This window comes from Adlercreutzia mucosicola DSM 19490, assembly GCF_000422625.1.
In the GTDB taxonomy this organism is placed as follows: Bacteria; Actinomycetota; Coriobacteriia; order Coriobacteriales; family Eggerthellaceae; genus Adlercreutzia; species Adlercreutzia mucosicola.
Map to the genome: position 1 here is coordinate 293090 of NZ_AUGK01000004.1, position 21271 is coordinate 314360.

The 21271-nt window shown below is 64.5% G+C and carries 19 protein-coding genes; 6 read left to right on the forward strand and 13 right to left on the reverse strand.

Going from position 1 to position 21271, the window contains the following annotated elements; genetic code table 11:
• Positions 1-150 precede the first annotated feature (150 nt).
• Complete coding sequence (locus G503_RS0102890; protein ID WP_028026406.1) at positions 151-1311, reverse strand: acyl-CoA dehydrogenase family protein; 1161 nt, start codon at positions 1309-1311, stop codon at positions 151-153.
• Between the two features lie 317 nt (positions 1312-1628).
• On the opposite strand from G503_RS0102890, the gene G503_RS0102895 reads away from it, so the two are divergent.
• A complete protein-coding gene (locus tag G503_RS0102895; protein ID WP_028026407.1) occupies positions 1629-2939 on the forward strand; it encodes a CaiB/BaiF CoA transferase family protein in 1311 nt (436 codons plus the stop codon).
• 81 nt (positions 2940-3020) lie between these two features.
• Here the strand turns inward: G503_RS0102895 and G503_RS16940 are convergent, their stop codons facing one another.
• The 3 genes from G503_RS16940 to G503_RS13320 all read right to left on the reverse strand — a co-directional run bounded on the left by G503_RS16940 (position 3021) and on the right by G503_RS13320 (position 5339).
• The gene (locus G503_RS16940) at positions 3021-3188 is read right to left on the reverse strand and encodes an IS3 family transposase (protein WP_084636231.1); all 168 of its coding nucleotides are present in this window, start codon (positions 3186-3188) and stop codon (positions 3021-3023) included.
• A gap of 1 nt (position 3189) precedes the next feature.
• On the reverse strand, positions 3190-4407 hold the full coding sequence (locus tag G503_RS0102900; RefSeq protein ID WP_028026408.1) for an IS110 family RNA-guided transposase: 1218 nt from the start codon (positions 4405-4407) through the stop codon (positions 3190-3192).
• A gap of 629 nt (positions 4408-5036) precedes the next feature.
• Entirely contained in the window at positions 5037-5339 is a 303-nt protein-coding gene (locus tag G503_RS13320) for a helix-turn-helix domain-containing protein (protein WP_156891888.1), read from the reverse strand.
• 728 nt (positions 5340-6067) lie between these two features.
• Between G503_RS13320 and G503_RS16655 the strand changes: the two genes are divergently transcribed.
• Complete coding sequence (locus G503_RS16655) at positions 6068-6262, forward strand: twin-arginine translocation signal domain-containing protein (RefSeq protein WP_028026410.1); 195 nt, start codon at positions 6068-6070, stop codon at positions 6260-6262.
• Between the two features lie 13 nt (positions 6263-6275).
• Positions 6276-7934, forward strand: a complete 1659-nt coding sequence (locus G503_RS13330) for a flavocytochrome c (RefSeq protein ID WP_084636222.1) — start codon at positions 6276-6278, stop codon at positions 7932-7934.
• A gap of 111 nt (positions 7935-8045) precedes the next feature.
• Here G503_RS13330 and G503_RS0102925 read toward each other — a convergent pair whose 3' ends face one another.
• A complete protein-coding gene (locus G503_RS0102925; protein ID WP_028026411.1) occupies positions 8046-8663 on the reverse strand; it encodes a flavodoxin family protein in 618 nt (205 codons plus the stop codon).
• Positions 8664-8754: 91 nt separating this feature from the next.
• The gene (locus tag G503_RS0102930; protein ID WP_028026412.1) at positions 8755-9633 is read right to left on the reverse strand and encodes an enoyl-CoA hydratase/isomerase family protein; all 879 of its coding nucleotides are present in this window, start codon (positions 9631-9633) and stop codon (positions 8755-8757) included.
• A gap of 549 nt (positions 9634-10182) precedes the next feature.
• Here G503_RS0102930 and fadK point away from each other — a divergent pair.
• Positions 10183-11820: a medium-chain fatty-acid--CoA ligase gene (gene fadK / locus G503_RS0102935; RefSeq protein WP_028026413.1), complete on the forward strand. Its 1638-nt coding sequence runs from the start codon at positions 10183-10185 to the stop codon at positions 11818-11820.
• Between the two features lie 113 nt (positions 11821-11933).
• On the opposite strand, the gene G503_RS0102940 is transcribed toward fadK, so the two are convergent.
• From G503_RS0102940 to coaD, 7 genes are all read right to left on the reverse strand, one after another.
• Positions 11934-13076 carry an acyl-CoA dehydrogenase family protein gene (locus tag G503_RS0102940; RefSeq protein WP_028026414.1) on the reverse strand — a complete coding sequence of 381 codons (1143 nt, stop codon included), beginning with the start codon at positions 13074-13076 and terminating at the stop codon, positions 11934-11936.
• Between the two features lie 84 nt (positions 13077-13160).
• Complete coding sequence (locus G503_RS0102945) at positions 13161-13985, reverse strand: MBL fold metallo-hydrolase (protein WP_028026415.1); 825 nt, start codon at positions 13983-13985, stop codon at positions 13161-13163.
• The gene (locus G503_RS13335; protein ID WP_051190847.1) at positions 13982-14941 is read right to left on the reverse strand and encodes an NUDIX hydrolase; all 960 of its coding nucleotides are present in this window, start codon (positions 14939-14941) and stop codon (positions 13982-13984) included. The genes G503_RS0102945 and G503_RS13335 overlap by 4 nt, the downstream gene beginning before the upstream one ends.
• A complete protein-coding gene (locus tag G503_RS0102955; protein ID WP_035021500.1) occupies positions 14934-17021 on the reverse strand; it encodes a heterodisulfide reductase-related iron-sulfur binding cluster in 2088 nt (695 codons plus the stop codon). Before G503_RS0102955 ends, G503_RS13335 begins: the two co-directional genes overlap by 8 nt.
• Before the next feature lie 24 nt (positions 17022-17045).
• The gene (locus G503_RS0102960) at positions 17046-18029 is read right to left on the reverse strand and encodes an electron transfer flavoprotein subunit alpha/FixB family protein (RefSeq protein WP_028026417.1); all 984 of its coding nucleotides are present in this window, start codon (positions 18027-18029) and stop codon (positions 17046-17048) included.
• A gap of 30 nt (positions 18030-18059) precedes the next feature.
• Positions 18060-18818 carry an electron transfer flavoprotein subunit beta/FixA family protein gene (locus tag G503_RS0102965; RefSeq protein ID WP_028026418.1) on the reverse strand — a complete coding sequence of 253 codons (759 nt, stop codon included), beginning with the start codon at positions 18816-18818 and terminating at the stop codon, positions 18060-18062.
• Positions 18819-19067: 249 nt separating this feature from the next.
• Complete coding sequence (coaD, locus tag G503_RS0102970; RefSeq protein WP_028026419.1) at positions 19068-19565, reverse strand: pantetheine-phosphate adenylyltransferase; 498 nt, start codon at positions 19563-19565, stop codon at positions 19068-19070.
• Positions 19566-19858: 293 nt separating this feature from the next.
• On the opposite strand from coaD, the gene G503_RS13340 reads away from it, so the two are divergent.
• Positions 19859-20638: a hypothetical protein gene (locus G503_RS13340; RefSeq protein WP_051190848.1), complete on the forward strand. Its 780-nt coding sequence runs from the start codon at positions 19859-19861 to the stop codon at positions 20636-20638.
• A 364-nt stretch (positions 20639-21002) separates the two neighbouring features.
• On the forward strand, positions 21003-21271 hold a 269-nt coding region (locus G503_RS0102980), incomplete at its 3' end, for a helix-turn-helix domain-containing protein (RefSeq protein ID WP_169628137.1).

Sequence of the window (21271 nt, forward strand, 5' to 3'; positions counted from 1 at the left end):
AGTAAATATGTCCGAATTATTGGAATGCTTGATGAATAATAGGTTTCGTAAATAAAAGGAAAGCGGGAGTTTTATCCCCCACTTTCCTTGCGTTGTTCCACGTTTTCTTCTCCGCGACGGACATCGCAACGTCCGGCCGCGCCGGCGCGCCTAGAAAGAGCGGTACTTCTCCATGATGAGCGGCGCGGCGATGTAGACCATCACCTGGTCGGTGCCCTCGGCGATCTGATTGCCGCGGCAGTCCTCCCAGATGCGGCTCACCCGCGACCCCTCGGTGTAGCCCAAACCGCCCAAAATCTGCATGGCGTCCGAGGCCACCTCCACGGCGGCCCGCGGCACGTAGCGCTTCATGAGCGCCACCTCCAGGCGCTCCTCATCATCGGCGGTCTCCACGGCCCAGGCAGCGCGGTACACCATCGAGCGCATGTTGCGCAGCCGCACCTCCATGTCGGTGAGCATGGTCTCTATCTGCTGGAAGCGTCCCACCTGCATGCCGAAGGCCTTGCGGGTGCGCGCGTGCTCCACCGCATCGTCCATGGCCGCTTGGGCCATGCCGAGGCTCGAGGCACACAACAGCACGCGCCCGTATTCCAGCAATCCGAACAGCCGGCGGAAACCGCCCTGGGCATCGTCCAGGCGCCAGGCCGGGTCCAATTCAACGTCGTCGAAGGAGATGAGGGCGAAGGGCAGCATCGACTGGCCGATCTTGCTGATGGGCACCGCGTTGATGCCCAGGGTGCTGCGCGGGATGAGCCAGAACGACAGGGGCGGGTACTTCCCCTCCCCCGCATCGTCGCGGTCGATGGCAGCCGTCAGAATGTAGGGGGCGTACTCGCCGTTGTTCACGTAGGACTTCCGCCCGTTCAGCAACAGGCGGCCGTCCACCGTCTCGCAGGAAGTCTTCATGGCCATGGAATCCGAGCCGCCGTCGGGCTCGGAGATGGCCAAGGCGAACATGAGGCGCCCCTCAGCCCGGTAGTCCTCCACGATGGAGGCCGCCTCGCCGTCGCCGGCGAAGCCGCGCATAATCTGCAAGTTGAACAGATCGGTCTGGAAGGGCAGGCTCGTGCCCGCGCAACGGGAGAGCTCCTCCACGATAAGGGCCTGGGACAGCAGCGAGTGGGCCACATCGGCCGGCACGTCGGCCTCGGCCGTGTCGTAGTACAGATCGACGAACTCCTTCATCACCGTGTCAGGCAGCCCCTGGTCGCGGCACCACTTGGCCACCCGCTCGGGCGTGAAGGTCTCCATGCCGAAGGTGCGAAAGACGCCGATGAGCTTGTTCTGGTCCTCGTTCAACGCGAAATCCACGATTGAGTCTCCTCCCTTTATATAGCAGGGGCCGCATCCGATGACCGCCGGAAGGCCCGTCCGCCACGCGGCGGCAACGCCGGCGCCACGGCATTACTTGGCAGAGCCGCTCCCTTCTCATTGGAAACATTTTAATCTTCTTGTCCTGTTTGTATAGGAAGAATCTTCAAACCAACGGGATATTTTTCAACAAAAACGAAGCATTTTTACCCATTTTCCTTCTTTTATCCATAGATTACAGGGAATAACCCTGAGAAGATAGGTTCGCAAACAAACGAACCGCCCGACTAACCACACAGGAAAGGAGTGTTGTCGCCATGACCGTTACCGAAAAGCTCAACGGCTACGGCCCCCTTGCTGGGATCAAGGTCGTCGAGATGTGCACCTACGTGGCCGCCCCGGCAACCGTTCGCGTGCTGTCCGAGATGGGCGCCGAGGTCATCAAGATCGAGTCCTTCGCTGGTGACACCCAGCGTACCCAGGGTCCCGGCTTCGGCTGCGAGCTGACCGACACCGAGGATCCCACCATCGACCTGAACAACACCAACAAGAACTGGGTCTCCCTGAATCTGAAGGATCCCGAGGGCCTGGCCATTGCGAAGAAGATGATCGGCGAGGCCGACATCTTCATGAACAACATGCGCACCGCTGCCCTGCAGAAGCTGGGTCTGGACTACGAGACCCTGCACAAGGAGTTCCCGGGCCTCATCTGGGGTCAGATGCGCGGTTACGGCGAGTTCGGTGAGTTCGCCCATTCGCCCGGATACGACGCCGTGTGCTGGGCTGCCCGCGGCGGCGTGGCCGGCACCTTCCCCGAAAAGGACACCTCCCCCGCGATTCCCCCGCAGGCCTTCGGCGACTACAACACCGCCATCATGATGGCCGCCGGCCTGCTCGGCGCGCTGGTGAACAAGCTGCGCACCGGTGAGGGCGACAAGGTGGTCGTGAACCTGTACCACTCCGCTATCTGGGGCGGCTCCATCGGCCTGTGCGCCCAGCAGTTCGGCGCGGACTACCCGAAGTCCCGCACGAACGTGCCGAACCCCTTCAACAACACCTACAAGACGGCGGACGACAAGTGGCTCTACATCTGCCAGCCGCAGCACAACCGCTACTACAACGACATGATGAAGATCATCGGTCGCGACGACTTGGTGGACGATCCGCGCTTCTCCACCATCGAGAACGTGAAGGCCGAGCATCTGCAGCCCGAGCTCATCACCATCCTGGACGAGGGCTTCTCCAAGAAGGACCTGGACGAGTGGCTGAAGATCCTGGCCGAGTGGGAAGTGCCGAGCCAGAAGGTGTTCCGCTTCACCGACATCCTGAAGGACGACGAGGCCTACGTGAACGACGCCATCCGCAAGGTGAAGTACGACGCCTTCGGCGAGCATGCGCTGCCCACCACGCCCATCCGCTTCGCCGGCTACGGTGACCCGCCGATCATCCTCTCCAAGCCCATCGGCTACCACACCGCCGAGTACCTGGAGAAGTTCGGCTACACCCCTGATCAGATCGCCGAGCTGGAGGAAAAGGGCGCTGTGAAGTGCTATCACGGCGAAGAAGTGCCGGACACTATCTTCAAGTCCGAGCGTCAGGAGAAGGGCGAGGCGGCCTGCAACTGGTAGGATCCCCGCTCCTTACACACCGTGTAAAAAAAGGCCACCTTCTGAACTAGACCCCAAAAGTGGGACGGTTAAATAAAGTTCCTAAGCGGCCCCGATCGAATGACCCCGGTACTGCACCGGGGTCATTCCTTTTAAGCGCGTTTGGTAGCGCCGGGTGTTCCAATAGACGATGCAGACGTCGGTCTGCTCCTTGAACGATTCGAACGATTCGAAGGACCGGCCCCGGCAGAATTCGAAGCTCCTATGTATGTCAACTCGCTTCTTTCGTCTGAGACTTCAGCCAGGTATCGTACTTTTCCAAGAACTGAACGTTCATTAGCCGTCCCGTTTCCGCATAGCTCACCTTCTGGAAGCCGACGTTGAGGGCGTTGCCAGCCTCGACCAGAGTAATGCCCAAAGCCTGCCTGGCAGGGCGCAGGTCCTTCCATGAAGGACCCTTGACCTCGAACGGATGGCGCAGGGCCCTGAACACCTCGCGCGCTATGTAGCGCTTGAAGCACCTTATGGTCTCCTTCTTGGACTTTCCGTCGCCCTTGCGCTTCTCGACGTAGTCCTTGGTTCTCTGGTCGTACGACATCCTGGTCACCGCGATCTGGTAAAGCGCCCTGTTGGCCTTCCTATCGCCTCCTCTGTTCAGGCGGTGGCGCTCCGTTTTTCCGGAGCTCGCCAGAAGCGGGGCGGCGCCGCATAGGGAGGCGAACTCGGCCTCGCTGTTCAGCCTTTCCGGGTTTCCCCCGCCCGCGACGGCGAGAGCCGCGGCGGAAACGGTGCCGCATCCGGAGATTGCAAGCAGCGCAGGGGCGTTCGCTTCCAGGATCTCCTTCATCTTGCCCTCTACGGCGTCTGCCTCTCGATCCTGGAGATCCCAAGCCCTCCCCAAGGCCCCCAGGGCCAGAACAACGCCGTCGGCGCCGGGGTCAAGCGCCGAGAGAGCGCTCCTCAGGTCCTTTCTGGAGAGCTTCGCCAGGGACCTTCTCAGATCCTCGGGCGCTGTTACGATCAGGGATTTCGCCGCGTTTATCATCGCCGATGTGGCTCGCACGAGGCGATCGCGGGCTATCATGAGCTGCCGGAGGTCCTCCGTCCAGCCGAATTGGTCTTTGGGCTTCGACAGGTTGGTCCTCGCGATAACCTGCCGCGCCGCGACTTCGGCGTCCGCAGGATCGCTCTTCGGACGCCCCGGATTTCGCCTCGCCCTTCCCGGCACCATCACCTCGTACACGCAGTATCCCAGCTCGACCAGCCTGCGAGTCAGCCCCGCCCCGTACGAGCCCGTCCCCTCGACGCCAATGCCGGCGCACGTGGCCGGATCGCCTATCTTTCCGGCAAGGGCGTCGTAGCCCTTTGCATCTGCGTCGAATTTGAAGGTTCCGATCGCCCTCCCCATGCAGTCGAGGAGACAGAGAGTGTGGGTGTCCTTGTGCGTGTCGACGCCGGCAAAGACGAGGTTGTTCTCCAGCTCGGCCATGTGCAGCCTTTCAGGTCAATTCCTATACGATGCTCCGAACCGAAGGCTGGCTAGACAGAACACTGATGGAGGCGGTACCATGCGGATTGCTAGGTCCACGTGCCCAGGCCCATGCTCCTATCAGGTCATTGGCCGGCCTTGGTCGGGGCCGACGCGAGGCTCTTCGAGTTGAGGCCAGTCGCCGGAATCGACGGCAATCCTTTAATGGGCCATCGCGTCGGCTCATGCGCATTTTCGCCGATGGTCCTCGCCGACAGCGCGATTCCCATTATCAGTGTCCTTCAGGTGCCCGAAGAACCCCTCCATGCAGGCATTGTCGAGGCAGGTCGCCTTCCCTCTCGCCACGATAGGAGTCGCATCTTCTGCGCCTTATCCGGCAGCGCAGCCCCTCCTCGCGCATCAGCTTGAGCACGGTCTCGCCGCTGACGGCAACCCGTGCCCGGCCCCGAGCGCCATCGCGACCTGCCGGTATCCCATGCCGCTCGGGATGCGGGAGAATGCCTCGCGCACCAAAGGGCGCACGTCCGCCCATCGGTCGGATTTGGGGTTCCTCCCGCCTGCGTAGCGATAGCAAGTGCCCTTCGGAAGTCCGAGCTTGTCGAGCACGAGCCCGAGCGGGTATTCATGCCTCAGCGAGTCCGCCACCCCTGCCCGACCTCGTCCGCCAAGGCGCTGACTCGTTTTTGGATTTCGAGCTCCAGCTCCTCCTCGCGGGAGGAGAACGCGGGCCCCGGCTTCTTCGGACGGCCCTTGGGCTTGGGGAAGAGGGCGTCGGGCCCTCCCTCGCGATAGAGGCGGCACCATGTGTCTATCTGGGTCTTCGACTTGAGGTCGAACGCCTCCATGGCCTCCGGCTTGGTCATCCTCCCCTCGACGACGGCCCGCGCCGCTCGCACCTTGGTCTCGTGGTCGTATTTCCGATGGGTTGTCACGAACAGGGCCTCCTTTCCGAGCGCCCTGCAAGCATACAGCCATCTCTTGACCGTCTCGCGGGAACCCCGAGCATCCTTCCGGCCGACTTGCTCGCGAAGCCCATCTCGAAGCACCGTGCCGCCTCGGCCCTGACGTCCATTCCGTATCTCAACGCATCGCCCCTCAAAGCGAGTGGGACTGGAAACTTTTGTTTCCAGTCCCACTATCGGGGTTCAGTTCAATGGGACGGCTTCTTTTGTAGGGACCCCAATTTCGGTACCTCCCGACTCGCCCCCCCGTAGGAACGGGCTTCAGCCCGCCCTTCAAGCTGGAGCCGTCTCTCAGGTCGCGGGCGACCTAAAGCCCGCCCCTACGGGGTGGCACCTCCCGGGCCGCGGCTGGGCTGAAGCCCGCCCCCTGTGGGGGTCTCCCTTGCACTAGTGGCCTCTCGGCCCCGCAGGATTACCCTGCGGGGCCGTTTTATTGCGCCCACCCCCTCTCTTGCGGTGTAGCAAATAGCTGCCCGTAGATCGGGGAACATTTTCATAACGCAAGTTGCAAATTGAAAACACATAATATGCACATGCACAACAGTGACGTATTGACGCAGAGTTACATCCCACCAGCGCACTAAAGTGCCCTCAAAGGCAATCGCCAGAGCCCTTGGCAATGAAGAAAACTGACTCTTTGACTGGACCGAGCGACTCCCCGATGCCAAGAACTGTCGTGCCGATGAAGGAGGCATATCATGACCCGCACATCCGATCACATTCCGACGACCGGCATTTCCCGCCGCACCTTCTGCAAGGGCGCCGCCGTCCTGGGCATCTGGGGCGGTCTCGCCAGCTTCGGCCTGACCAGCTGCGCCCCCCCATACGTCCACGGACGCGGCCGCCGGCGGATGGAAGGCGGGCACCTACACCGCCGAGGTCACGGGTCATAACGCCCCCTACACCATGACCGTCACCTTCTCCGACAACGCCATCACCGCCATCGACACCTCGGCCAACCAGGAGTCGCTCGGCGTGGGCGCCGACGCCCTGAAGGCACTCACCGACCAGGTCATCGAGAACCAGACCGTCAACATCGACACCGTGACCGGCGCCACCCTGTCGTCCATGTCGCTGCAGGAGGGCCTGACCGAGTGCGCCGAGCAGGCCGGCGCCCTGGAGGCCCTGGAAGAGGCCGCGGCCCCCGCGAAGCCCGAAGTGCAGCCCACCTACGACACCGATGTGTGCGTCGTGGGCGCCGGCGGCTCGGGCCTGGCATCGGCCATCGCCGCCGTGCAGGCCGGCGCAAGCGTCATCGTGCTGGAGAAGTGCGGCATCACCGGCGGTTCCACCAACGTGTCCGAGGGCGCGCTGAACGCCGTGGATCCCGAGCGCCAGGGCAAGCAGGGCATCGAGGACTCCATCGAGGTGTTCTACGACACCACCATGAAGGGCGGCCACGACCAGGGCACGCCCGAACTGGTACACTACCTGACCGACAACGCCCTGGAGTCCGTCCACTGGCTGGAGAGCCTGGGCGTTGAGTTCAAAGACGAGTGCGGCAGCGCCACCGGTTCTCTCGGCGAGCGCAGCCACTACCCGGCCACACCTTCCGGCAACACCTATATCCGCTCGTTTCAGAAGTTCGTGGCCGATAACGCCGACAAGATCACCATCTTGAACGACATGCAGGCCAAAGAGCTCATCATCAACGACGAGGGCGCCGTGGTGGGGGTCGCGGCCCTCTACGACGAGACTGAGGACGTCACCGTGAACGCCAAAGCCGTTATCATCGCCACCGGCGGCTTCGGTGCCAACGTGGAGTACCGCCAGTCCGTCAACGACGGCGTGTGGAAGGAAGTTACGCTGGACGACTCCATCGGCTGCACCAACATCAAGCCCTGCGCCCAGGGCGAGGGCCTGGCGCTCGCCGAAGGGGCCGGTGCCGAGCTCATCGGCCTGTCCGACATCCAGCTGCACCCCTGCGGCACCCCGGGCACGGGCCTCATGGAGGATATCCGCACCTCCGGGCGCAACCGCATCTTCGTGAACAAGGAGGGTAAGCGCTTCGTGAACGAGGGCGCCGAGCGCGACGTTCTGTGCAAGAACATCTTCGCCCAGCCCGACGGCACCTACTGGGTCGTGGTGAACGTGCTGCGCTACCCCGACCCCGACGAGCCCGACGCCAACGGCGCCACCATCAACAACATGCTGGCCCTGAACCACATCGTGACCGGCGAGACGGTGGAGGACCTGGCTGCGGCCATGGATGTGGACGCCGCGAACCTGCAGGCCTCCCTGGACGCCTACAACGCCGTGGTGGGCGGTGCGGAAGACGAGTTCGGTTTCGTGGCCGACAACACCGCCGACGCCGAGATGGTGGACGGCCCCTGGTATGCCTGCCGCAAGGTGCCCACGGTGCACCACACCATGGGCGGCATCCACGTGAACGTGGAATCCGAGGCTGTGGCAGCCGACGGCAAGGTGATTCCGGGCCTGTACGCCGCAGGCGAGTGCACTGGCGGCATCCACGGAAGCAACCGCCTGGGCGGCAATGCCATCGCCGACTGCATGACCTTCGGCCGCAATGCCGGCACCAACGCCGCCGCCTACGCCCTGGCCTAGGGCAGCTCGGCACCCACCCTGTCGTTGCATCCCTCTCCTTTCCAGGAGGGGAAACACGGAAGGCGCCCCACGGGGCGCCTTCCCTTGCAGATGAGCCGAGCCGCGTGCTTACTACAGGCCCAGACGCGCGCCCAGGGCCACGATGTCGGCGCCCAGCTGGCGGGCGATGGCAAAACCGATGGCGTCGCCCTTCACCGAGCGCCACACCGGTTGGCCGCCTTCGTCCAGCCCCGCAAATCCCGTGGCGATGGCCCCGGGTGCCAGAGGCGCGCCGGCGGGACGGGCGTGCACGGCCAGCATCTCATGGGTAGCGAGCCACTGATCGATCAGTGCCAGCGTGCCCTCGCCGCCGCAGTTGTTCAGCCCCGCCGTGGCCAAGCCGCCGCCCAGCTTGCCCGCCAGCACGTTCTCCACCATATGGAAGGGACGCGTGCGATCCATGAAGTTCTTCGTGCGGGCGCTCACCGTGCCGAAGTAGTCCGGCGAGGCGAGCAGGATGGCGTCGGCGGCCCGCATCTTCCCGTAGAGCTCGTCCATGTCGTCGGTAAGCGCGCAACTCGTCTGCGCCATGCAGCGGTTGCACCCGATGCAGAAGCCGATATCCAGCTTCGACAGCTCCACCAGCTCGGTGTCGGCCCCGGCCGCCGCGGCCGCCTCCAAGGCCGCGCCCAAAAGCGCCGCCGTTCCCTTGCCGGCCCGATGGCTGCCGTTGATTCCCAGTACCTTCATTGCGACTCCTCTTCTCCTACAAAGAGAGCCCCGGCCTTTTGGGCTGCGGGGCTCTCCTATCAAGCCATCGAGGGTTTGCCTCGGATGTGACTTACATGTTGTGGAAGGCGTACTTCTCCGGGTTCTCCTTCACGTCGGCACGGTTCTTCGGGTTCATCTTCAGCGTACCCATGATGCCGTCGTTGGTGTTGGAGGCCAGAACCTGGTTGCGGTTCTCCATCTTGATGCAGTTCTCAAAGGAGGTGCCGTCCAGCGAGCACTGCAGGGCCTCCTTGGTCAGGCGCAGGCCGAACGGAGCGGTCTCGCGGCACATCTCTTCGGCCATGGCCACGGCGGTCTCGAGCACGTCGTCGTCGGCCACCACGCGGTTGGCGAAGCCCCACTCCAGCAGTTTCTCAGCGCCGAAGCGGGCGGGGTTCATGAGGATCTCGCAAGCGCGAGCGTAGCCCACGATCTTCGGGAGGAAGAAGGAGCCGCCCATGTCGGTGCCGGTGTAGCCGATGGACAGGTAGCCGGCGTTCATCTTGAAGGACTCGCCCAGCACGCGCATATCGCAAGCGCAGGAGATGGACAGGCCGCCGCCCACGGCGAAGCCCTTCAGGGCGCCGATGATGGGCTGCTCGCAGCGGCGCATGTTCACGATCTGGTCGGAGCACATGCGCTGCATGATGTAGAAGTCGCGCTGGATACGGCCCATATCCTCGGGGGGATCGAGCGCCAGATCGTTCAGGTTGAAGCCGGCGCAGAAAGACTTGCCCTCACCGGTCAGCACGATGACGCGGCAGTCCTTGTCCATGCGGACCTTGATGAGGAAGTCGTTGAACTCCGCCATCTGGGCGTAGGACATGGCGTTCAGGTTACCGGCATCGTCGAAAGAGCAGATGTAGACCGGGCCGCGCTGCTCGATCTTCAGCTTCTCGTAGTCGTAGGTGAACTCGGGCAGATGGTAGGCCTCCTGATAGACACTCATGCGTGAACCCCTTTCGTACAAAGTACTCAAGTTTTAACTTTTAGCCCATTGGAATTTCCATCCTTTTGGCTTTCTCATCATAGTGCTCCATGGATTCTCAAATTTCTACGGACAAATTATTATATCTGTCTATTTTATTACACAAATGATCATATTTGTGGGTGGCATTTCGATAACATATTATTCTGATCTATATAATCATCGAATATTCCAATTATCTTTTCTCAATTCTCGCTTCTTGTCCTATATGCATCTTTGTATGCTGGGAGCAAGAGGTTTTCGGCGACGCATCGACTGATGGCGTCGATGCCAGGGGAAAGGATTGCCGATGGACAGTGATCCAGCAGGCGCCGCGAAACGGAGGCGACGATGTCGCCTCGGATGCGGGGTACGGCCTGAGTCGACGAGCAGGGAGGCCCTCAATAGGCCTTTCCAATGCAAGCGCGGTTCTTGCTATGACATGCCGTCAGCGACGGACGGTATGATGACGGTATCGAGATTGGGCGCCGTACGGGGAAAGACGGCGGAGTGCACAGCAAAGGGGTTTGCATGATCACGGATCTCAAAATCAACGAGGAGCAGAAGAAGAAGTACTACGATCACGGCTGGTGGACGACCGACTCAATCCGTGAGGTGTGGCACGACCAGGTGGCGCGCCATGGCGAGCGCGAGTACGTGTGCGACGACACGGGCAGCCGCTACACCTACCGCGAGATCGACGACGCGGCCGGACGGCTGGCGACGTGGCTGGCCAGCGAGGGCGTGGGCGTGGGCGACGTCGTTACCGTGCAGTTCCCCACCTGGGCCGAGTTCTGCATCGCCTATGTGGCCGCCATAAAGCTTGGAGCGGTCATGCACCCGGTGCCGCGCAACTACAACGACGTGGATTTGGAATATGCCATGAACCTTGTGGGATCGAAGGCGTTTCTGTGCCCGACGTTCTCCCACAACGTGGACTACGAGGCCCAAATCGCCTCGATACGCGACGCCATTCCCACCCTGGGTCCCATCGCGGTGCTCGACAAGCAGGCGCCGAGCCACACCGACTTTCCCACCTTCGCCAACATCATCGCGCGCTTCGAGCCGATGAGCGAGTTCGCGCCCGTCTCGGCCGACTCGGTGGCGTGCATCCTGCCCACCTCGGGCACCACGGGCAAGCCCAAGCAGGCCATGCTCACCCACAACAACATCCTGTTCTCCGAGCGCGTGTTCACCCGCGAGCTGGGACGCACGGAAGACGACGTGATGTTCATGCCGTCGCCCTTGAACCACGCGACGGGCTTCTTCCACGGGCTCATCTCCCCCATGCTGTTGGGCGGCCGCTCCGTGCTGCAGCAGGACTTCCATCCGCGCGAGGCCATCGAACTCATGAACAAGGAGGGCGTCACCTGGTCCATGTCGGCCACGCCCTTCATCTTCGACATGCTGAACGTGCTGGAGGCCGCCGACGACGGCCTGGCCTTCGAGACGCTGAACCTGTTCTGCTGCGGCGGGGCTCCCCTGCCCCCGGCTCTCATCGAGCGGGCCCATCGCCACGGCATCCTACTGTGCGAGATCTACGGTTCCACAGAGAGCTGCCCGCATGTGTACGTACCGCCCGAGAAGTGCCTGGAATGGGACGGCGCCTGGTCGGGCGTGCCCTTCGAGGGCATAGAGGTGCGCGTCATCGACGCCGACGGCAACGAGCTGCCCCACGGCGAGCAGGGCGAAGAGCTCTCGCGCGGGCCGCACATGTTCGTGGGCTATCTGAACGAGCGCGACCGCACCGACCGCGCCCTGGATGACGACGGCTGGTTCTACAGCGGCGACTTGTGCTATCAGGACGACGAGGGCCGCATCCGCATCAACGGCCGCAAGAAGGAGGTCATCATCCGCGGCGGCGAGAACATCTCGGCTCGCGAGATCGACGACGACCTCATCGGCGCCCCGGGCCTGGCCACCTCGGCTACCATCGGCATGCCTGACGAGCGTCTGGGCGAGCGAATCTGCACCTTTATCGTGCCGACCGATCCGATCAACCCGCCGACCCAGGCTGATCTCATCGCCTACCTGACGGGCCGCCACGTGGCCAAGCGCCTGTGGCCCGAGCGCGTGGAGGTGATCGACGAGATTCCCGTCACCGCCACCGGCAAGGTGAAGCGCTTCATCCTGGCGCAGATTTTGAAGGAGCGTATGGCAGCAGAATAGCGTCTGATCCGGTCCGCGATTCCGAATGAGAAAGGCCCAGCGCCGATAGAGGCGCCGGGCCTTTGCGTTGGCTGCCCGGCCGCGAACCAGACCGGGCAACCCTCGACAGCCGCTTACTTGTACTCGCGATCGAGCTCGCGGGCGATGGTCATGCGCTGGATCTGGTTGGATCCCTCGAAGATCTGGAAGATCTTCGCATCGCGCATGAGCTTCTCCACCGGGTACTCCTTGGAATAGCCGTAGCCTCCGAACACCTGCACGGCATTGGAGACCACCTCCTGCATGGCATCGGTGACGAAGGTCTTCACGATGGCGCCGTCCTTGCGCACCATCTCGCCGGCGTCCATCTGGCGCATGCAGTTGTTCACCACCACGCGGGCGCACTCAGTCTTGATGGCCATGTCGGCCAGCATCGTCTGCACCATGGGCATGTCGATGAGGCGGGTGCCGAACTGCTTGCGCTGCTTGGCGTAGGCCACCGACTCGTCCACGGCGCGCTGCATGATGCCCACGGCGAGCGTGGAGATAAAGGCGCGCGAGAGGTTCAGGGCGTTCAAGGCCACGCTCATGCCGCGCCCCTCCTCGCCGATGACGGCGCTCGCCGGCACGCGCACGTTGCCGAGCACCACCTCGCTCGTGTCCGACAGGCGGAATCCCATCTTGTGCTCCTTGGCGCCGGCGGAAAGGCCCGGCGTGTCGCCGTCGATGAGAAAGCCGGTGATACCGTGGGCGCCGGCCGCCGGGTCGGTCTTGGCGAACACCACGTAGATATCGGAAATGGCGCCGTTGGTGATGAAGGTCTTGGTGCCGTTCAGCACGTACTCGTCACCCTCGCGCACCGCCGTGGTGCGCATGGCGGCCACATCCGACCCGGCGCACGACTCCGACAGGCAGAAGGCGGCGAACCCGCCGTTCTCGGTCTTCTCCACGAAGTGGCGCGCCTGCTCGGGCGTGCCGTTCAGCAGGATGTTGCGGAAGGCCACGAAGTTGGTGACGAAGGTATCGGCGTAGGCGGCATCCACCTTCGCCAGCTCCTCGAACATCATGGCGCAGGTCTCGTAGGACAGCCCCATGCCGCCGTACTCCTCGGGGATCTCCACCATGTGCAGGCCCAAGTCGAAGCCCCACTGGAACAGCTCTGGCGGGCACTCCCCCGCCTCGTCGGCTGCCGCCACATGGGGCAGGATCTCGTTTTGGGCCACGTCGCGCACGAGCGCGATCAACTCCTTCTGCTCGTCGGTGTAGGCAATGGCCATGGTCGTCCTTTCTCTCGGGCACGAATACATGCGGTGCAACTTCTCCAAGGCCGGCGCGTCGCGGAGACGCGGGCCGAAAAGGGATCAGCGGGTGCTGCGGTGCTCTTGCAAAAGCCCCTCGTCGTAGGCGTAGCGCAGCTGGGCGTTCACGCTGCGCACGGCGGCATCGTGCAAGTCGGGGGCCACATCGTTGTAAATGGCCTCCACCAGCGCCGGGGCGTCGGCGGGAATGCCGCTGCGCACGGCGGCCACCACCTGGTTCAGCCGGCGCGCCCGATGGGCACGGGCCGCATCGATGCGCCCGCGCGGATCGTCGATGACCGCGCCGTGGGCCGTGCACAGATGCCGTACCCCGCGCTCGCTCACGAAGTGCGCCAGCCGATCCAGGCTGGCGAGGTAATCCCCCATGCGCCCGTCGGGCCAGCACACCATGGTGGGGCTTTGGGCGAACAGCACGTCCCCGGTGACGATGAGGTCGCCATCGGGGACATAGAAGCCCACCGAGTCGCTGGAATGACCCGCCAGCTCCAGCACTTCCAGCACGAGATCGGTGCCGTCAACGACGAGGGGACCCGCCGCGAGCGTGCCCGCGCGCAGGCCGCGCACCGGCGCGTCGAAGCGCGCGGCGGCAGCCACGGCGCAGCCGGCATGATCGGCGTGGTCGTGGGTGAGCAACACCGCGCTCACCCCCATACCCCGCGCCGTCAGGGCCGCCTCGATACGCTCCAAGCACGACGGATCGTCGGGACCGGGATCCACCACCACGGCCCAGGACGCACCGGGAGCTGCCAGCAGCCACGTGTTGGTGCCCCGGTAGGTGAGCGGCGAGGCGTTCGGATGGCGCACGCACTGGGCGTGGCCGCCCACCACGACGCCGTCGGCGGGAGTATGCGGCCGCGCGGAGGTCACCGGGTGCCTTCCACCGTGCAGCCCATGACCACGTTCCCGTCGCCGTGCGCCACCGGATGCGGGCGCACATGACCGTCGAAGGGCAGCGCCCACGCCTCATCCACCGAGGAGGCCCGGGCCAGCGACGTCAGATTCGATATCGTGGGGGGAACCAGCTTCAAAAGCCCCGCATCGAAGCGAGCCAGCGCCTCGCCGGGCGCGATCCACGCAGCCTCCACCGCCTCGGTGGTGCGCCCGTCGGCATGCTGCCCCTCGGGCAGCCGCGCGAGGAAGAAGTAGGTGTCGTAGCGCCGCGCCTCGCTCTTCGGCGTCACCCAATGGGACCGCAGCCGCAGAAAGTCGCTACGCAGGACGAGCCCGTTGTCGGCGAGGAACGCGCCGAAGGAAAGCGAGCGCGCGGCCACTGCCTCCCGCTCGGCGGCCCAGTGGTCGCCCCTGCTGTCGCGAGCTGGCCTGCCGGCTTCGTCGGAGGCGAACAGCACGCCGCTCTCCTCGAACACCTCGCGGGCCGCCGCCGTTATGACGGCGCGGGCGCGCTCGGGCGGGCAGGCCATGGCCCGAGCCCATGCCTGCGGGTCGGGTCCGGCCCAGGGCACATCACCGCGCAGATCGGCCTCGTCCATGCCGCCGCCGGGAAATACCACGGCGTCGGGCACGAAGGCCATGGTGGAGCATCGGCGCAGCATGAACACGTCCACTGGCGCCGCCTCCACCGTCTCCTCGATGACCGCGCCGCCGGGCAGCGGGCTCTCGAAGCGCCGGTAATGCGGCTTGCCCTCGCTCACCAGCATCACCGTGGCGGCCACGCGGGGCTCTACCACCTCGCCCGCACCCGGGTGGGCCAGATAGGCGCGGGCGCGCTCCACCACTCCCGGCTGGTCGTCCACAGCGTATTCCAGGCAGCATCCGGGGGAAAGCGGCTCGCGCACGCTCTGGATGCGGGTTACGTCAGTCATCGTAGGCTCCTGCGAGAATCTCGGCGATATCCCTCACCGGCACGTCGGCATCTTCCGATACCATGCCGTCGGAGAACATCGTAAGGCAGAAGGGACACGATGTGGCCACCGCATCGGGAGAGGTGGCCAAAGCCTGAGCCGCGCGGGCGACGTTCACGCGCTCACCGGCATCCTCTTCCAGCCACATGCGGCCGCCGCCGGCGCCGCAGCAGAAGCTGTGGGAGCCGCAGCGCTCCATCTCCACCACGTTCCCGCCCGCGCCGCGCACCACGGCCCGCGGCTCGTCGTACACATCCTGATAGCGGCCGAGATAGCACGAGTCGTGCACGCAGATACGCCCGGCCGCCGCCCGCTCGGCCGCCTTCGGCAGGCGTCCCTCGGCCAAAAGCTGCGCCAAAAGCACGCTATGGTGCACCACCTCGTAATGGCCGCCCAGCTGCGGATAGTCGCGGGCGAGCGCCTGATAGCAATGGGGGCACTGCACGATGATCTTCTTCACCCCGCAGGCATCCAAGGTGGCGATGTTCTCGCTGGCCAGCATGAAGTAGACGAACTCGTTGCCCATGCGCCGAGCGGAATCGCCGCAGCACTTCTCGTCGTTGCCCAGAATGGCGAAGCTCACGCCCGCTTCCTTCAGCAGGCGCACGAGCGCCGCCGACACCTTGCGGTTGCGGGTGTCGAAGGCACCGGAGCAACCGGGCCAGTAGAGGTATTCCGCATCGGGGTTGTCGGCCAAGGTGGGCACATCGAGCCCCTCGGTCCACTTGGAACGCGTCTGCCAACCCAGGCCCCAGGGGTTGCCGTTGTTCTCCATGTTGCGGAACGTGGCCTGGGCCTCGGGCGGAAACGCGCTTTCCATCGATACCTGGTAGGTGCGCATCTTCACGATCTTCGGCACGTGCTCCAGCATCGCCGGGCACACCTCCATGCACGCCCCGCAAGTGGTGCACGACCACAGGGCGTCGGGACTGATCACATCCCCCACCAGCGTGCGATCCACCACGGCACGCTCCGCCTCGGACAGATCGGCCGCTGCCACCAGATCGGCGGCGGTGACGGGCTCGGCGCCTTCCCCGGCGTCCTCGCCGTTGCGGGCGGCCTCGTGCTGCAGACGGTAGACGATGGGCCCGCGCTGCTCCAGCTCGGCGCCCAGATCCTGCATGAGGGCCTTGGGGCTTAAGGGCTTACCGCAGGCGAAGGCCGGGCAGGCCTCCTGGCAGCGGTTGCAACGGATGCACGCCTGCGTATCGAACAGGTCCTTCCAGGTCAGCTCCTCCAGCGTGCCCGCGCCCATGGTCAGCAGGCCCTCGTCCTCCATATCGATGAAGGGAAGCTCGCCTTTGGGGGCGAGCGAGCGGCTGTACACCGCCCGCGGCACCAGCAGCACGTGCACCAGCTTGCAGTAGGTCCACCAGGCGATGAGGCCGAAGGCGAGCGCCATGTGGAAGTACCACAGGCCGAGGTGCAGCGCGCTGATCTGCTCGGCGCTCCAGCCGGCGAACAGCCCGGCGAACAGGTCGCCCACCGGCGACCAGGCGCTCCACGGGTCATCGGTGCCGGCGATGCGCAGGCCCTCCAGCACGAAGCCAGTCACGCCGATGGTCAGCAGGGCGCCCAGCACGATGAAGTCCTCGGGCTTCGATTCCAGGCTCTTGTTCACCAGACGGCGCACGATGCAGGCCACCATGGCAACGCAGAACGCCGCGCCGGCGATGTCCACGGCCAGCGACAAAAAGTACAGGTAGAAGTCGCCCTGCACGAGCGGCAAACCCAAATCGGCCTGGGCCGCCACCGTCACCGTGGCGATGAGCAGGATGATCATCGCCGTGTACATGGCCACGTGCACGAAGCCCGGGCCGCGACGCTCGGCCACCTTCACCTGCAGCAGCGCATCGCGGAACATCCCGAAGAGGCGCTCCTTGGGATGGTCGGAGCGGTCCTCGGGCAGACCGATTTTCCACAGGCGCCACCGGCGCACGAAGAAATAGACCGCGCAGCCGAGGGCCAGCACGAACAGCGGGTAGATGACCCAGTGCACCGATACGTTCCACAGAACTTCGCGGGTAGGCACCTCTTCCATGGGACTCGCCTTTCTCGTCGGTGTCTAGGCGCGGCGCGCAAGCTCGGCCTGCAGCAGGGGCACCGCCTCGAAGAGGTCGGCCACGATGCCGTAATCGGCCAAGGCGAAGATCTCCGCCTCCGGGTCTTTGTTGATGGCAACCACGCACTTCGAGGCCGCCATACCGGCGGCATGCTGGATGGAGCCAGAAATACCGCAGGCGATGTAGAGCGCGGGGGCCACGGTCTTGCCGGTCTGCCCCACCTGGTACTGGATGTCGATCCAGCCGTTGTCCACCGCCGGACGCGACGCGCCGATGGCCGCGCCCAGCGCATCGGCGAGCGCCTCGATAACGGCAAAGCCCTCCGGGCCGCCCAGACCGCGGCCGCCGGATACCACCACATCGGCCTCGGTGAGGTCCACGCGGTCGGAAGCCGCGCGCACCACCTCGGCGATGGAGCGGGCCAACGCCGTGGCATCGGCTGGCACGCGCACCACCTCGGCAGTACGGGAACCGTCCGCCTCGGCAGGTGCCAGGGCCGATCGGCGTACGGTGGCCACCACCGTTGCCGTACCGGGAGCCGCTTGCACACGCTCCACCACCTTGGCGGTGTAGGGCTCGCGGACGAACACGGGAGCGCCGCCCGATGCAGCCTCGATGCCCACCACATCCGAGAAGAGCGGGGCGCCGATCGCCTGGGCCAGGGCCGGCGCGGCCGCGCGGGCCTCGGCGCCGTCGGCAAGGAGCACCACAGCCGGCGCCTCCGCGGCATCGGCGACCATGCGGGCCAGGGTGCGACCCAGCGTCTCGGGAGGCAGCGCGTCCTGCGAGCTCTCCACCACGGCCACGCGATCGGCCCCCAGCGCCGCGAGCGCTTCGGCATGGCGCGCGGAGGCATCGTTGTACAGAACCGCCGTCACCTTCGCGCCCGCGGCATCGGCGAGCAGGCGCGCGGCGCCCATCATCTCGGCATTCACCTGGCGCAGGGCCTCCTCGGCACCGTTCACGCCCACCCACATATCAGCCATAGCTCAATCCCTTCCTCGGTGAAATCGTCTCTACAGCACCTTCGCCTCTTCGGCGAGCAGGCGCACGGTCTCGGCCACGGCCTCGGCCGGAGCGCCCTCCACGATGCGGCCGCCCGTACGCGCCGGCTTCAGCTCGCGCGACAGCACCACCACGGCGGAGGCATCGTCGGCCGGGACCGCGGGACGCGTATCGATCTTCTTGCGGCGCGCGCCCATCACGTCGCGCACCGAGGGATAGCGGGGCTCGGCCAAACCCTGCTGGGCCGCCACCACCGCCGGCAGCGGCAGGTCGGAGGCCTCCACGCCGTCGTCCACCTCGCACAGCACGCGGATGCCGCCATCGGCCACCTCGCACGAGGTGGCCATGGACGCCAGGGGAAGATCGAGCAAGGCGGCCACGCGGCCCATCACCTGGGCTGCCGCCGTATCGCCCGACTTCCAGCCGCCCATCACGAGATCGGCGCCCATCGGGCGGATGGCATCGGCCAGGACGGCAGCCGCCCCGACGGCGTCGCGCTCGCGCCAGCGATCATCTTCCAGGAGCACGGCCTCGGAGGCGCCCATGGCCAAACCGTGGCGCAGGGCCGCAGCGCAGCCCGCATCGCCGAGGCACACCAGCGTGACAGTGCCGCCGTGCTCCTCGGTCAGCTGCACCGCCCGCTCGACGGCGAATTCGCTGTAGGGATCGATCACCAGGGTCTGCCCCTCTAGATTCACGGCCCCCTCCCCGTCCAGCTCGATGACGGCCTCCGTATCGATTACCTGCTTAACGCACACGACGATGTTCATCTCTCAGCCCTTCCGCTCTGAAAACGGTCTCTTTCCTTATTTTAGAGAAGAGGGAGGCAATGAGATATCCATACTCAACCCGATTTGTCCGCAACCGATGGACGTATCGTTGAATTTGTCCAAGAAATATAACGGTCGTGATCTCGCTCTACGGGACAGATCACGAGCTTTTGTTTACTATTGAATTTTCTTATTCCCTAATAAGGGAAATTTTGTCCTACTTTCTCGGGATCACCGGAACGCGGAGGCCTACCGGCCGGTCTTCCCCAATTCGGCGTAGCGACGGCGCAGGGCCTCCTCCACGCACGGGCTCACGAACTGCGACACATCGCCGCCGAGCGAGGCGATCTCGCGCACGATGGACGACGACAGGTACATATGCTGGGGCGTAGACATGATGAACAGCGTCTCCAGCTCCTTGTCCAGCTGGTAGTTCAGCGCCGTCATCTGGAACTCGTACTCGAAGTCGGTGATGGCGCGCAGCCCCTTCACCACCGCCTGGGCGTCCATGCGCCGGGCGAAGTCGACCAGCAGCTCGTCGAAGGGCTCCACCCGCACGTTGGGCAGATCGCGCGTCGCCTCCTCCACGAGGGCCACCCGTTCCTCCAATGAGAAGAGCGGCTTCTTCTTTGCCGACACGGCGACGGCAACGACGACCTCGTCGACGAGCTGCGCCGCGCGGCTGATGACATCAAGATGACCCACGGTGATGGGATCGAAGGTCCCGGGGGTGAGCGCACGTTTCACAAGGACTCCTTTTCCTTTACGGGCCGCGTCTGCAGTCGGCCTCAGCGTTTTGATGAGTGTACCCGATGCGAGCGCGGAAGCTTCCGCGAATCCCGAAATGGCGATCAGCGGACGCCTTTTCATTGTAAGGAAGATACGAGGGCTCAAACATAGACAGTAGTGCGTTTATGTCCCATAAATTTAACCCCAAATACCATTTTTGCTCCCTATACTTACGCTAAGCCATACCATATTTAGGGATTCATTGCTAGAATAGTCCCATAAGAAGAGAGCGACTGAGAATCGAGGACGCCATGCAGGTACATACTATCCACGAAATCGACTGCGCCGTCGATCGCATCGATCCGGTCGTCGTCGAGGCATTCCTGGACACCGCCCTGGACGACGATCCCATGCTGGCCGATTCAGTATGCGCCATGGCCGATGCCATGAGCGCCGAGCTGCACCCCCGCGGGGTCTACAAGCTGTTCAACCCCGCCATCTGCACGCTGCCGCCCAAGTACACCGAGCCGGCCATCAAGCTGGTGGGCACGCTGGCCGTGCTCCACGGGCAGGACGCCTACGAGCGCATGAGCGAGGCCGAGCACACGGCCATGGTGGTGTCCACCGTGGGTAGCGACGAGGAGATCGCCGCCTTGCGCGAGCGCTTGGTGCGCAACGACCTTGACGCGCTCCTGTTCGACGCCTGCCTGGAGGCCCTGACGTCGCTCGCCGCCGACAAGCTAGCTGCCGCCGTGGCCGACGACGCCCACGAGCGCGGGCTGCACCGCGGCAGCACCCTGGAATGCGGCACCGGAGACTTCCCCCTTTTCATGAACAAGACGCTGTCGTTCTTCGTGCAGACTGAGAAGCTCCTGGGCCTGACCGCCGACGAGGACGGCACGCCGTCGGACCGCTGGAGCACCTGGGGTGTCATCGGGCTGTACAACGAGACCCAGAAGAAGCGCCGCGGATGCGCCTACTGCCACAACGTGCGCACCTGCACCATCCGCAAGATCGGCATGACCTGCCACGGCCGCCGCACCAAGAAGAAGGCGAAGGCGCCCAAGCCAGCTCAAGAAGCTCAAGACTGAGCGCAGCCAAAAACGATCGAAGGGGCGCCTGCGGGCGCCCCTTCTTTATGCTCGCAGCCAATATCGCGCCAGGGGACTCCGGGGGCGCCGACCGGCGACCTCTGCACGCCTCCCGGAGAATGCGGCCCCTAAGAAGCAGATTCCACTTCAGCAGCAGCGACGCAGGGATAGCACCGACGCGCGTGCGTTATCTTCTCTGCTTCGCTTGCCGTGTTCGGAGGGAGATCAGCGTGCAGCGGGCGACGGCCGGCGTTCCCGGAGCCCCTTCCCCCAACAAAGAAAGGGACCTCCCGCATGAACTGAACCCCGATAGTGGGACTGGAAACAAAAGTTTCCAGTCCCACTTGTTTTGAGGGGTGATAGCTTGAGGCACGGAACAGACGTCAGGGTCGAGGCGGTAAGATGCTTCGAGGCCGGCTACGCAGAAAAGGCGGTCGGACGGATGCTGGGGATATCCGTCACCATCGCAAGGAAATGGCTTTACGCTTACAGGGCCCTCGGAAAGGAGGCGCTGTTCGTGACCGGGCATAACACCTACCCGCACGAGCTCAAGGTCGAGGCGGCGAAAGCCGTCATCGAGGGAAGGATGACCAAGCCTGCGGCCATGAAGGCCTACGGCCTCAGATCGAAAAC

What these genes read in the sequence shown, in the direction of transcription:
- G503_RS0102930 (WP_028026412.1), bottom strand. Translation starts at nt 9,633, where the DNA reads ATGAGTGTCTATCAGGAGGCCTACCATCTGCCCGAGTTCACCTACGAC.
- G503_RS0102940 (WP_028026414.1), bottom strand. Translation starts at nt 13,076, where the DNA reads ATGGCCATTGCCTACACCGACGAGCAGAAGGAGTTGATCGCGCTCGTG.
- G503_RS0102900 (WP_028026408.1), bottom strand. Translation starts at nt 4,407, where the DNA reads ATGGCCGAGCTGGAGAACAACCTCGTCTTTGCCGGCGTCGACACGCAC.
- G503_RS13340 (WP_051190848.1), top strand. Translation starts at nt 19,859, where the DNA reads ATGCAGGTACATACTATCCACGAAATCGACTGCGCCGTCGATCGCATC.
- G503_RS0102965 (WP_028026418.1), bottom strand. Translation starts at nt 18,818, where the DNA reads ATGAACATCGTCGTGTGCGTTAAGCAGGTAATCGATACGGAGGCCGTC.
- G503_RS13330 (WP_084636222.1), top strand. Translation starts at nt 6,276, where the DNA reads ATGACCGTCACCTTCTCCGACAACGCCATCACCGCCATCGACACCTCG.
- G503_RS0102960 (WP_028026417.1), bottom strand. Translation starts at nt 18,029, where the DNA reads ATGGCTGATATGTGGGTGGGCGTGAACGGTGCCGAGGAGGCCCTGCGC.
- G503_RS0102955 (WP_035021500.1), bottom strand. Translation starts at nt 17,021, where the DNA reads ATGGAAGAGGTGCCTACCCGCGAAGTTCTGTGGAACGTATCGGTGCAC.
- G503_RS13335 (WP_051190847.1), bottom strand. Translation starts at nt 14,941, where the DNA reads ATGACTGACGTAACCCGCATCCAGAGCGTGCGCGAGCCGCTTTCCCCC.
- fadK (WP_028026413.1), top strand. Translation starts at nt 10,183, where the DNA reads ATGATCACGGATCTCAAAATCAACGAGGAGCAGAAGAAGAAGTACTAC.
- G503_RS0102895 (WP_028026407.1), top strand. Translation starts at nt 1,629, where the DNA reads ATGACCGTTACCGAAAAGCTCAACGGCTACGGCCCCCTTGCTGGGATC.
- G503_RS16655 (WP_028026410.1), top strand. Translation starts at nt 6,068, where the DNA reads ATGACCCGCACATCCGATCACATTCCGACGACCGGCATTTCCCGCCGC.
- G503_RS0102925 (WP_028026411.1), bottom strand. Translation starts at nt 8,663, where the DNA reads ATGAAGGTACTGGGAATCAACGGCAGCCATCGGGCCGGCAAGGGAACG.